The following is a 12,362-nucleotide window of genomic DNA, read 5'->3' on the forward strand; positions in this document are numbered from 1 at the left end:
GCGCTCTCCCCTCAGGAGCCTCCCGCCGCGAGCACGCCCTGGGCGATGAGCACGGAGGCGATGAAGGTGCCGCTGAGCACCGCGAGCCCCACGGGGATGATCCGCCAGCCGATGCTGCGCAGCACCGGCACGTCCTTGCCGAGGCCCAGGCCCGCGAACACGAGCACGGGCGTGGTGAGCGGCAGGAAGTCGATCGGCGCGGTGAGCTCCAGGACGGCGCCGGACACCGGCGACCACGGGATGGACAGCAGGATCGCCAGCGTCATCGCCGTCACCAGCGAGTTGATCGGCAGGAAGCGGCGCACGACGAGCGCGATGGCGACGATCGCCACCAGCACGGCGAAGCCCGGGAGGACCTCGGCGGTGATCCTGCCTTCGAAGGCCCACACCGAGGCGATCATCGCGACGGTGGTCATCGCCAGCAGCGCCCAGCGGGAGGCGGGCGGACCGGCGGACTCCGCCTCGGCCTCCTGGTACTCAGCCACGGAGGCCTCCGGGGCGCCGGCCTGTCCCGCACCGGGGGCCACGGCAACTCGCTGCCGCCGCGTGAGCAGCCGGTAGAAGCGATCCGCCAGCGGCAGGGCGATGTAGACGCCCACATAGAGCCCCAGCGCGGAGCTGAGGAGATTGCTCAGGGCGGCGAGCCCGAGGATCTGGTCCGTCATCTCCGGGAACGCCGCGGTCACGGAATTGGCCGCGGCCGCCATCATCGAGCCCGAGCCCACACCGGAGCCCATCGCGAGCGCCAGCGGGTTGAACCAGCCGGAGCCGGCCATGACCGAGGCGAGGAGGCCCAGCCACAGCGCGCCGAAGACCGTGCCGAAGACGTACATCGAGAGCACACCGCGCAGCTCCCGCGAATCCGCCCCGAAGCGCTCGCCCACCATGACGAAGGAGCCTTCGCGGCAGGTCGAGAACGTCGCCCCCACCGAGGCCCGCCCCATCCCGAGCGCCACCGCCAGCGGCAGGCCCACGAGGATGGTGCCGAGGTTGCCGATCTCCTGCAGGACGAGCGCGGGCCCCACCTCGAGGATGAGCTCGATGTTGTCGCCCACGTTGAAGGCCAGCCGGGTGGCGAGCAGCAGGACGCCCACCTGCAGCGCGGCCGATGCCGCCTGCTGGACGGCCGGCGGGAAGGGCTTCACCCTCTGGATGCTGATCGCAGCGCCCAGCAGAAGGCCCCAGATGAGCGGGAGGAGGGTCAGCGTGCCGATCCCGATCCCGAACTCGAAGGTGCCGATGAGCTCGGCGACGACGGCGAGCAGCAGCGCCAGCAGCGTGAGCGGGACATAGCGGCGCAGGCCGGCCGCGAAACGGTTCTCTGCCGTCACGGAGCTCATGCGCGCACCGCCGCGTCCTGCGCGGAGCCTCCGTGCCGCTCCGCCATGCGCGCGGCATATCCCGGGCGCTCGGCCTGCTCTGCCAGCAGAGCCGCCCGCTGCTCGGCATCCGCGGCCACCGCGATGACCGCAACCGCCATGCTCAGCGCCCCGTCGCGCACCGCCTCGTCCGCGGCCGGGCTGAGCGCATCGGCGGCGAAGCCCTCGGTGTGCGGCGGGTGCTCGGTGCCGCGCACCGCGACGATCGGGTGGAGCGCCGGCAGGTGCTGCGAGACATTGCCCATGTCCGTGGACCCGCCGGACAGCCCCTTCTCCCCGGCGAGCTCGCGGCCGCAGGCCTCGGCCGCACGCGCATAGGCCTCGGCCAGGCGCGGATCGTGGACGAGCGGCGCGTACTCCGGCTCCGTCTCCTCGATGACCAGCTCGCAGCCGGTGGCCAGGGCGCCGGCTTCGAAGCACCGCCGGACTCGCTCATCCAGGGTGCGCAGCTCCGCGATGTCGAATTCCCGGACCTCGAAGTCCACGACGGTGCGGGCGGGAATGATGTTGGTGGCCTCCCCTCCCTCGCGGACGAAGGAGGCGATGCGCGCGGTCGCGGGCAGCTGCTGCCGGAGCAGACCGAGGGCGACCTGGGCGACGACGGCGGCGTCCCCCGCGTTCACGCCCTGCGTGGGAGCCGCAGCGGCGTGGGCGGCACGGCCGGTGAACGTCGCCGAGTACCGGCACACGCCCTGTGACCCCGAGACCGCCGGATGCGCGTCGAGCGGCCCCGGATGGATCATGAGCGAGACCGTGAGATCGTCGAAGGCCCCGGCCTCGAGCATGAGCACCTTGCCGCCCCCGTGCTCCTCCGCCGGAGTGCCGATCGCCTTGACGGTGAGCCCCAGCTCGTCCGCGACCTCCGCGAGGCCGAGGACGGCACCCAGGCCGGCCGTGGCGATGATGTTGTGTCCGCAGGCATGCCCGATGCCGGGCAGCGCGTCGTACTCGAGGCACACGCCCACCGTGAAATCGCCCGTGCCGTAGGTGCCGACGAAGGCGGTAGGCAGTCCCGCGACGCCGGTCTCGACCGAGAACCCGGCTCCGCGCAGCTCCTCGCACAGCACGGCCGCGGACCGGTGCTCCTCGAAGGCGAGTTCGGCGAAGCCGTGGATCGCATGGCTGAGCTCGAGCAGCCGCGGCTCGGCACTGCGCACCGCTGCGGCCGCGCGCTCCTGGACGGTCATGGACATGTCTCCCCCTGGGTCTGAACGGACGAACGCCACAGGTGATTCTCCGGTGCCTTGCATCACATCCACCCAGCTTGCAGGATTCCACCATGAAGTACTTTTCCATGCAAGATTCCGGCACAAGCCTGAGTGAGGCAGACCTCTCACTCGTTCACGCGCTCCAGATCAGCCCCCGTGCCCCATGGAGACGTCTCGGTCACGTCCTCGGCATCGCGCCGACGACCGCGGCCCGCCGCTGGGAGCACCTGACAGGCAGCGGCGCCGCCTGGATCTCGTGCCAGCCGCTGAGCGACGGCAGTCCCGCCGTCGCGGTGGTCGAGATCTCCTGCCGCCCCGACGCCGTGGCCGAGGTCGCAGACGTCCTCGGCCGCGATCCCGAGGCGATGACGGTCGACCTGACTTCGGGCTCCCGCGACCTGCTCGTCACCGTCTCCTGCTCCGACGAGCTGGCGCTGGCCTCCTATCTCCTCGACCGCCTGGGCGCGGTCGCCGGGATCGATTCCGTGCACAGCCATCCGCTCGTGGGCGCGTACACGGATGCGAGCCGATGGCGGCTGCGCAGCCTCACACCCGCCCAGGAGTCCGCGATCCAGGAGTCGCTCCCGCAGCGCACGGAGCGCATCACGACGGGCAGCGCACTCGACCGCAGGCTCGTGGCCCTGCTCTCCGAGGACGGCCGGCGCAGCACAGCCGATCTCGCCGCGCACATCGAGCAGTCCGAGAGCACGGTGCGCCGGCGCATGCAGGCACTGCTGGCCTCGGGTACCCTCAGGCTTCGCTGCGAGGTGGCGCGGACGCTCACGGAGTGGCGCTTCGTCGAGTGGTTCTTCCTCCGCGTACCGGCCGAGGGCATCGACCAGACCGGGCGCCTGCTGGCCTCGGTCCCCGAAGTCCGCGCAGTGCTGCCGGCGGCCGGCCCCCACAACGTCCTGGTCGCGGCCTGGCTGCGCTCCATCGCCGACGGCCAGCGGCTCGAGACCCAGCTGCGCAGGAGGCTGCCGGCCGTCGAGGTCGCGGACCGCGCCATCGTGCTTCGCCCCCGCAAGCTCGTCGGCAGGCTCCTCGACCACCGCGGCTTCGCGACCGCTGTCGTCCCGCTCCGAGGCTGAGACGCCTGCACGGAGCACCCGGCACAGTGCCGCCCGTGCGCGCAGGAGGCCGGCAGTCCCTGCGGACTGCCGGCCTCCTGCGGTCACCGGTGCCGAGTGCTCATGTGCTCGGCACCGGCTGCACGCGAGCTCCCTCAGGCGATGAGGCCCGGGGTCTGGGTGCGTGCGCGCTCGAAGCGGGCCTGCACGTCCTCCCAGTTGACGACGTTCCACCAGGCCTTGACGTAGTCCGGCTTCACGTTCTGGTAGTCGAGGTAGAAGGCGTGCTCCCACATGTCCAGCTGCAGCAGCGGGATGTAGCCCAGCTGGACGTTGCCCTGCTGGTCGAACAGCTGCTCGATGGTGAGGCGCTGGCCCAGCGCGTCCCAGCCGAGGACCGCCCAGCCGGAGCCCTGGATGGAGGTGGCCACACCGTTGAAGTGCCCCTGGAACGCGTCGAAGCCGCCGAACTGGTCGTCGATCGCCGCTGCGAGCTCGCCGGTGGGCTTGTCGCCGCCGTCCGGGCTCATGTTGTTCCAGAAGATCGAGTGGTTGACGTGACCGCCGAGGTTGAAGGACAGGTCCTTCGACAGCTTGCCGACGGTGCCGAAGTCGCCCTTCTCACGTGCCTCCGCCAGCTGCTCGAGAGCGGTGTTGGCGCCCTTGACGTAGGTGGCGTGGTGCTTGTCGTGGTGCAGCTCCATGATGCGGCCGGAGATGTGCGGCTCGAGCGCTGCGTAGTCGTAGGGAAGATCGGGAAGGGTGTACTGCTCCACCATGTGTTCCTCCTGCGGTCGTTGACCATCTGTGCTGGTGCCGGCCCCGGTGCCCTGGTCGAACAGATCGGCCGGTGCCGCACCCCCGACCCTAGTCCAGGGTCTCGCCGGGGTAAACGCCGCCCCCTGTGCGCGGTATTCCTATCAGGAGGCGGCAGTCCCTCACAGGACTGCGGGCACGCTCAGGTCCGCGCGCGGACCGACCGCCGCCAGCGCCCAGGGCCCGGAGAAGATCTCCTCCGCATGGGCGCGCACGTCCCCGGGCGTGACGGCGCGCACGCGGCTGATCAGCTCCTCGGGCGGCAGCAGGGGCAGTCCCGTGAGCTCGTGGCGGGCGATGCGGTTCATCCGCACCGCCGTCGACTCCATCCCGAGCACGGTGGACCCGGCCAGCTGCGCGACGATGTCGGCGACCTCGTCGGCCTCCGCGGTCTCACGGGCAGCACGCGCGAGCTCGGCGGCCGTGAGTGCGAGCACCTCGTCCGCGGCCTCGGGCGCACAGCCGGCGTAGACGGCGAAGGTGCCGGCATCCGAGTACTCGTTCAGCACGGTGTGCACGGTGTAGGCCAGCCCGCGCTCCTCACGGATCACCTGGAAGAGGCGCGAGGACATGCCCCCGCCCAGCAGGTTCGCGAGCACGATGTTGGGAAACCGCTTCTCGTGCCCGTCCGGCAGGCCCTGGGCTCCCAGCAGCAGGCCCTGCTGCTCCGTCTCCCGCACGCGCACGTGCAGGCCCGGGGTGAAGCGGGCCCGGCTCGCCGCGGAGGGACCGGCCGCAGCGGTCCGCTGCGGCTCGACGCCCCGCAGGCCTGCGCCCTGCCGACCCGCGGCGCGCCGGTCCAGGCCCACCGCCGAATGCCGCGCGACCTGGTCGACGACCTCCGCGTGCGAGGCGCCGCCGGCGGCCGCGAACACGAGGCCGGGGCCCGCGTACGCGGCCGAGTAGTGGTCGAGCAGCACCGCATGGTCGAGCGTGCGGATCTGCTCCTTCGTCGCTCCGACCGGCCGGCCGAGCGCCTGCCCGGACCACACGAGCTCCTCGAAGTCCTCGTAGAGCTGGTCCGTGGGGTCGTCGGCGGCCATCGCGAGCTCTTCGATGATGACCCCGCGCTCGCGTTCGAACTCGCCGGCATCGAGCTGGGAGTCGAGCACCATGTCCCAGAGCAGCTCGCTCACATGGTCGAGATCGCTCACGAGGCAGCGCGCGTAGTAGCAGGTGTGCTCCTTGGCCGTGAGGGCGTTGGAGTCCCCTCCCGTGCGCTCGAGCCCGCTCGCGATCTCCCGCGCCGTCCGCGTGCTCGTGCCCTTGAACAGCATGTGCTCGAGGAAGTGCGTGGATCCCTCCGAGCCCGCGGGTTCGTGCCGTGAGCCGGAGCCCACCCACACCCCCACGGTCTCGGACTGGAGTCCGGGGACGGTCTCGGTGATGACGCGGATGCCTCCGGGGAGGACAGTGCGCTCGATGCGACTGCCCTCCCCGGATGAGAGAAGAGTGCTCACGATGGGCTGATCAGTCCTCGTTCTCCTGCGCGTCCGCGGTCTCCTCGTCCTCGTCCGCGACCGGCACGAGGGAGAGCTTGCCGCGGTCGTCGACCTTGGTGATCTCGACCTGGATCTTCTGGCCCACGCCCACGACGTCCTCGACGTCCTCGACGCGCTTGCCGCCGTTGAGCCGGCGCAGCTCCGAGATGTGCAGCAGGCCGTCGCGGCCCGGGCTCAGCGACACGAAGGCGCCGAAGCTCATGAGCTTGACGACGGTGCCGAGGTAGCGCTCGCCCACCTCCGGGACCTGCGGGTTGGCGATCGCGTTGATCGCGCTGCGCGCGGCCTCGGCGGCAGCGCCCTCGGAGGCGCCGATGAGCACGGTGCCGTCGTCCTCGATGCTGATGTCCGCGCCCGTGTCCTCCTGGATCTGGTTGATCATCTTGCCCTTGGGCCCGATGACCTCGCCGATCTTGTCGACCGGGATCTGCACGGAGATGATGCGCGGAGCGGTCGGGGCCATCTCCGCCGGGGCCGCGATCGCCTCGTCGAGGACCCCGAGGATCGCCAGGCGGGCCTCGCGGGCCTGCTTGAGCGCGGCGGCCAGCACGGCGGCGGGGATGCCGTCGAGCTTGGTGTCGAGCTGGATGGCAGTGATGAACTCGCCCGTGCCCGCGACCTTGAAGTCCATGTCGCCGAAGGCGTCCTCGGCACCCAGGATGTCCGTGAGGGCGGCATAGGCCGTCTGCGGGCCGTCCGCGGTCTCCACGACATCGGAGACGAGGCCCATCGCGATGCCCGCGACGGAGGCACGCAGCGGCACGCCGGCCGAGAGCAGCGCCAGGCTGGAGGCGCACACGGAGCCCATCGAGGTCGAGCCGTTGGAGCCCAGCGCCTCTGACACCTGGCGGATCGCGTAGGGGAACTCCTCGCGGGTGGGCAGGACCGGCACGATCGCGCGCTCGGCGAGCGCGCCGTGGCCGATCTCACGGCGCTTGGGGCTGCCCACGCGGCCGGTCTCACCCGTGGAGTAGGGCGGGAAGTTGTAGTGGTGGATGTAGCGCTTGGACTTCACCGGCGAGAGCGAGTCGAGCTGCTGCTCCATCTTGAGCATGTTCAGCGTGGTCACGCCCAGGATCTGGGTCTCGCCGCGCTCGAACAGAGCCGAGCCGTGCACGCGCGGGAGCACCTGCGTCTCCGCGGACAGCGGGCGGATGTCCTTGAGCCCGCGGCCGTCGATCCGCACCTGCTCCGTGAGGATGCGCTTGCGGACCACCTGCTTCGTGAGCGCGTTGAGCGCTCCCGCGATCTCCGACTCGCGGCCGGCGAAGCGCTCGCCCAGCTGCTCGTAGAGCTCGGCGAGGAGGGCGTCGCCGGCGCGCTCGCGCTCCTGCTTGTCCGCGATCTGGAAGTTCGCGGTCTGCTTCTCGAAGGCGAGCTCCTCGACGGCGGCGTAGACGTCGTCCTGGTAGTCCTTGAACAGCGGGAACTCCGCGGTGGGCTTCGCGGCCTTCTCGGCCAGCTCCGCCTGCGCGCGGACGAGCTCGCGGATGAAGGGCTTCGCGGCCTCGAGGCCCGAGGCCACGACCTCCTCGGTGGGCGCCTGCGCGCCACCTCGGACGAGGTCGATGACGCGGTCGGTGGCCTCGGCCTCGACCATCATGATCGCGACGTCGTCGCCGACCACGCGGCCGGCGACGGCCATGTTGAAGACGGCGCTCTCGAGCTGCTCGTGCGTGGGGAAGGCCACCCACTGGCCGTCGATGAGTGCGATGCGCACACCGCCGATCGGGCCGGAGAAGGGCAGACCGGACAGCTGCGTCGACATCGAGGCCGCGTTGATCGCGATCGTGTCGTAGATGACGCCCGGCTCCACGGCCATCGCCGTGATGACGATCTGCACCTCGTTGCGCAGGCCCTTGACGAAGGACGGGCGCAGCGGGCGGTCGATGAGGCGGCAGGTGAGGATCGCGTCCGTGGACGGGCGGCCCTCACGGCGGAAGAACGAACCGGGGATCCGGCCGTCCGCGTACATGCGCTCCTCGACGTCCACCGTGAGCGGGAAGAAGTCGAAGTGCTCCTTGGGGCTGCGGCTCACGGCGGTGGCCGAGAGCAGCATCGTCTCGTCGTCGAAGTAGACGGCGGCGGAGCCGGCGGCCTGCTGGGCGAGGCGGCCGGTCTCGAAGCGGATGGTGTGCGTGCCGAAGCGACCGTTGTCGATCGTCGCGACGGCGGTCTCGGGGCTGATACCCACGATCTCTCCGTTCTGCCCGCAGGGCTCACAAGCTCGTGCGGATGCGGGCGCAGGGGATGCCCTGCGGCCGGTAGACAGTCGTGAGGCGGCCTTCGATCGAGGCCCACGCACGTCCGGACGCCGCTCGTCTCCGCTCGAGGCGGAGGTGCGGGCGCGGATTGCGGAGGCCACTACCGAGGACCGATGACTCCGGTCGCAGAGATTGGACGCACCCACCCTACCAATCGGGGCCGCCGCATGCGAAGAGCGGGGCGGGAACGCCGAAGGCGCCTGCGCGGACCGCATGTCCGCGCAGGCGCCTTCCCGTCAGCCCTGCCTCAGCGGCGCAGGCCGAGACGGGCGATGAGCGCGCGGTAGCGCTCGATGTCGACGTTCTGGAGGTACTTGAGCAGGCGACGGCGCTGGCCGACGAGGAGCAGCAGGCCGCGACGCGAGTGGTGGTCGTGCTTGTGCTCCTTGAAGTGCTCGGTGAGATCGGTGATGCGGCGGGTGAGGACCGCGACCTGGACCTCCGGAGAGCCGGTGTCGCCCTCGTGCGTCGCGTACTCCTTGATGATCTCCTGCTTGACCTTGGGATCGAGTGCCATGGGGCTGCCCTCCGGTGTCGTTGCGCGGCGCCCGCACCTGCTGTGCGAGCACTGTGGAACCGCGGCCGGTCATGAAAACGGCGTCTGCAAGCCTAACACAGCGCGGGCCCGGTCCACGTCCGCGTGCATCTGCGCGATGAGCGGCTCCATCCCGCGGAAGGCGACCTGTCCGCGGATGCGGTCGACGAACTCGACCTCCATCGTCTCCCCGTAGACGTCGAGGTCCCCGAACTCGACGTCGATGGCGTGGCCCTCCACCGTGCGCACGTGCCCGTGGAAGGTGGGATTGGTGCCGACGGAGATCGCGGTGGGCAGGCGCAGGCCGCGAGCGGGGAACGTCATCCAGCCGGCGTACACACCGTCCGCGGGCACGAGGCCGTCCGCGCCGATGTCGAGGTTCGCGGTGGGGAAGCCCATCTCGCGGCCCCGCTTCTCCCCGTGCACCACCTCGCCCATGAGTGCGTGGTTGTAGCCCAGCTCCTCGGCGGCACCCCGCACATCGCCGGCTTCTATCCTGCGCCGGATGGAGGTCGAGGAGTAGCGCGCGCCGACGCCGACCTCGTCGATGACGACGACCTCGAAGCCGTGCTCGGCGCCCAGGCGCATGAGGGTCGCGAGGTCTCCGGAGTTGTCCCGGCCGAAGCGCACATCGGAGCCGACGACGAGCACCGCGGCGCGCAGCCCGCGCACGAGGTAGTCGAGGACGAAGCGCTCCGCGGACTGGTCCGCCCATTCCAGCGAGTACTGCTGCACGACCGTCGCGTCGATTCCGAGCCCGCCGATGAGGGCCAGGCGCTGGGACAGGCTGCAGATCTGCTCGACCGCGGCCTCCGGGCGGTGCACGGCGCGCGGATGCGGGTCGAAGGTCACCGCGATCGACTTCAGTCCCCGCTGCTCCGCCACCTCCGCGAGGCGGCTGAGCACCACGCGGTGGCCCCTGTGCACACCGTCGAAGTTGCCGATCCCGACGGCGGCGGAGCCGTAGTCGGCGGGGATGTCCTCCGGACTGGCGAAGATGTCCACCTGCGCCCTCTCGACGTGCTCGAACAGATGCTGTGCCGATCACCGACCGTGCCGTGCACCCGGTACACGTTAGCGCAGGAGCCCCGCGGACCTCACACGGCGCATCCCCCTGCGCGGCCGGGGCCGGGCGCTCAGGCGGGGAAGACGAGCTTGGGCTTGAGCTGACCGTCCCGCGGTTCGAGCACGGCGACGAGGCCGCCCGCGCACACTGCCGCGGTGTGCGGTGCGGCCTGCAGCTGCTCCGCGGGCAGGAACCTGCCCTGCCGCAGAGCACGGGCCTCGTCCTCGCTCACCTCGCGCACGGGCAGGAGGCGCGCCGCCGCCGAGGCCGGTTCCTGGAGCGGCGGGGCAGGCACCCGGGCAGCGTGATCCTCGGGGTGCGCGGGGTCCGGGAACGGAGGCACGTCGAGGGCCTCGTCCAGCGTGAATCCGCCGACGCGGGTCCGCCGGAGCGCGGTGAGGTGCCCGCCCACGCCCAGGGCGGTCCCCAGGTCCCGGGCCAGTGCCCGGATGTAGGTGCCGGAGGAGCAGTCCACTGCGACATCGACGTCCCGGACCGGGTGCGCACGCCCGTCCCCGTCCTCCGCCTCGGCCTCCCGCAGCGCGCTCGTGGTCTCGAAGCGGGAGATCGTCACGGGTCTCGCCCGGAGCTCCACCTCCTCGCCCGCACGTACGCGGGCATAGGCGCGCCGGCCGTCGACCTTGACGGCCGAGACCGCGCTCGGCACCTGCATGATGGCCCCGCGCAGTCCGGTCAGCCCCGCTTCGAGGCGCTCGGAGGTCACTGCCGCGACGGCCTCGGCGGCGGCGAAGCGGTCCGGTGCGGAATCCGCGTCGTCCGTGGGCGTCGAGGCGCCGAGGCGGATGGTCGCGGTGTACGTCTTCGACTCCCCCACCGCGAAGGTGAGCAGGCGGGTCGCCGGTCCCACTCCCACGACGAGCACACCCGTGGCCATGGGGTCGAGGGTGCCCGCATGGCCCACCTTGCGGGTGCCCAGCCACTTGCGGACGCGCGAGACCACGCGGTGGCTCGACCAGCCGGCGGGCTTGTCGAGGACGAGGAAGCCGGAGGGAGCGGGAGGACTGTCTGCCATGCCGCTCAGCCTAGCGGTGCGGCACCCAGGATCGTCACTTCACCGAGACGTGCACGTGATCGTAGTGGTTCGCGGTCACCGAGCCGCGGTCCTCCATCGCGCGGCCGGACCAGCCGGTGTAGGAGGCGTAGATCTTCTGCTCCCAGATGACGTAGTCGACGTTGAGCTCGTCCTTGTGCGCGATGAGGAAGTCGCGGATCTGGTCGCCCGTCGAGCCCGTGATCATGATGTCGACGGCCCGGCCGCTGTTGTGGTCCGAACCGGGATCGTTGCGGCGGCCGCCGTAGGAGCTCACCTCGGAGAAGTTCGCGCACACGGCACGGTACGCCGCGACCCCGTTGGCGGTGAGACCGGACTCGATCGACGAGGACACGGAGCACGGCGCATTCGACACGCCGCCGCCTCCGGACCCGGAATCCGAGTCGGCTCCGCCCTCACCCGAGGCCGCCTGCGAGCGGGCGGGGCCCGAGACGGAGGGCTTGGGCTCGGGGACCTTCTCCATGCTGGAGCCGCCCTCGGCCTGGTAGCGCTCGTCCTCCTTCAGCGAGGAGACGTACTCCTCGTACTCCTTCTCCTGCTGGGCCTCGAGCTCTTCGGCCGAGGCCGTCGTCTCCTCCGCCTCCGGCGAGGCGCTCGAGGTCTGAGCGGCCTCGGCCGTCACCGTTCCCGCGGTGTCAGGGCCCATCGCCAGGGTGGAGGCGACGATGCCCGCCGTCGCTGCGGCCGGCAGCGCGATCGCGGCGACCATCGGCCGCCTGCGCACGGTGCTCAGCACACCGGTGGCAGTCAGCTGCTCGCCGTCACGCCCGGAGCTGTAGCGCCCCTGCGGCTTGCGCTTCCACGTGACGACGGCGGATGCGAAGTCGCGTGCGGTGCCCGCCCATGACTGCCTGGAATCCGAGTGCTTGCCCAAATCGACCGTTCCTTAACAGGGTTGTGATCGTTCCGTTACCTTGATCAAGTGTACAGACGGAACGCCCGATGACAACTCCTGCGGTGGCCGACCTCAGCGATCCGCGGGGTGATCCTCGTCATCCGCAGCGGAACCGCTGGTGGGCGGGGTGCGGTAGGGGTCCGCGTCACCGGCGGGGACCGCACCGCGGGCGAGCTCCGCCACCTCGGCATCGCGCGCCTGCGCCTGCCGCAGCAGCTCATCGAGCTCAGCCGCGGCCGCCGGCACGGAATCGGCCACGAACTCGAGCGTGGGCGTGAGCCTGATCCGCAGGCCCTTGCCGACCTCGGAGCGGATGAGGCCCTTGGAGGACTCGAGCGCCGCTCGCGTGCCCTCCAGATCCGCATCCGAGCCGAAGACGGTGTAGAAGACGGTTGCGTTCTGCAGATCGCCGGTGACGCGGACCTCGGTCACGGTGATGAAGCCCAGACGGGGATCCTTCACGCGCTGCTCGAGGGTCTGCGCCACGATGACCCTGATGCGGTCGGCGATCTTGCGTGCACGGGTGGCGTCGGCCATGGCGTTCTCCTGGTTGGT

Annotated in this window: 11 protein-coding genes; 1 reads left to right on the forward strand and 10 read right to left on the reverse strand. The window is 71.1% G+C overall.

All coding sequences use genetic code 11. The annotated features are described in order from the left end of the window. Positions 1-11 precede the first annotated feature (11 nt). On the reverse strand, positions 12-1,331 hold the full coding sequence (locus tag K318_RS22055; protein WP_169721477.1) for a DUF3100 domain-containing protein: 1,320 nt from the start codon (positions 1,329-1,331) through the stop codon (positions 12-14). 5 nt (positions 1,332-1,336) lie between these two features. Continuing rightward, positions 1,337-2,566: an amidohydrolase gene (locus K318_RS22060; RefSeq protein ID WP_211233338.1), complete on the reverse strand. Its 1,230-nt coding sequence runs from the start codon at positions 2,564-2,566 to the stop codon at positions 1,337-1,339. 92 nt (positions 2,567-2,658) lie between these two features. Here K318_RS22060 and K318_RS0113800 point away from each other — a divergent pair, with 92 nt between their 5' ends. Further along, positions 2,659-3,678, forward strand: a complete 1,020-nt coding sequence (locus tag K318_RS0113800; protein WP_029089906.1) for an Lrp/AsnC family transcriptional regulator — start codon at positions 2,659-2,661, stop codon at positions 3,676-3,678. 134 nt (positions 3,679-3,812) lie between these two features. Here the strand turns inward: K318_RS0113800 and K318_RS0113805 are convergent, their stop codons facing one another. From K318_RS0113805 to rbfA, 8 genes are all read right to left on the reverse strand, one after another. Beyond that, complete coding sequence (locus tag K318_RS0113805) at positions 3,813-4,436, reverse strand: superoxide dismutase (RefSeq protein ID WP_029089907.1); 624 nt, start codon at positions 4,434-4,436, stop codon at positions 3,813-3,815. A 159-nt stretch (positions 4,437-4,595) separates the two neighbouring features. Continuing rightward, complete coding sequence (locus K318_RS0113810) at positions 4,596-5,933, reverse strand: M16 family metallopeptidase (RefSeq protein WP_029089908.1); 1,338 nt, start codon at positions 5,931-5,933, stop codon at positions 4,596-4,598. A 10-nt stretch (positions 5,934-5,943) separates the two neighbouring features. Further along, positions 5,944-8,169, reverse strand: coding sequence for a polyribonucleotide nucleotidyltransferase (locus K318_RS0113815; protein WP_029089909.1), 2,226 nt, complete (start codon positions 8,167-8,169; stop codon positions 5,944-5,946). A gap of 317 nt (positions 8,170-8,486) precedes the next feature. Next, on the reverse strand, positions 8,487-8,756 hold the full coding sequence (gene rpsO, locus K318_RS0113820; RefSeq protein ID WP_029089910.1) for a 30S ribosomal protein S15: 270 nt from the start codon (positions 8,754-8,756) through the stop codon (positions 8,487-8,489). 69 nt (positions 8,757-8,825) lie between these two features. Further along, positions 8,826-9,779, reverse strand: a complete 954-nt coding sequence (locus K318_RS0113825) for a bifunctional riboflavin kinase/FAD synthetase (RefSeq protein WP_029089911.1) — start codon at positions 9,777-9,779, stop codon at positions 8,826-8,828. A gap of 131 nt (positions 9,780-9,910) precedes the next feature. Then, positions 9,911-10,873, reverse strand: a complete 963-nt coding sequence (truB, locus tag K318_RS0113830) for a tRNA pseudouridine(55) synthase TruB (RefSeq protein WP_029089912.1) — start codon at positions 10,871-10,873, stop codon at positions 9,911-9,913. A gap of 34 nt (positions 10,874-10,907) precedes the next feature. After that, positions 10,908-11,786, reverse strand: coding sequence for a VldE C-terminal domain-containing protein (locus K318_RS25635; protein ID WP_029089913.1), 879 nt, complete (start codon positions 11,784-11,786; stop codon positions 10,908-10,910). 93 nt (positions 11,787-11,879) lie between these two features. After that, positions 11,880-12,344, reverse strand: a complete 465-nt coding sequence (gene rbfA, locus K318_RS22065; RefSeq protein ID WP_035282100.1) for a 30S ribosome-binding factor RbfA — start codon at positions 12,342-12,344, stop codon at positions 11,880-11,882. Between the last annotated feature and the right edge of the window lie 18 nt (positions 12,345-12,362).

The organism is Brevibacterium album DSM 18261 (assembly GCF_000426445.1).
Classification (GTDB): Bacteria; Actinomycetota; Actinomycetes; order Actinomycetales; family Brevibacteriaceae; genus Brevibacterium; species Brevibacterium album.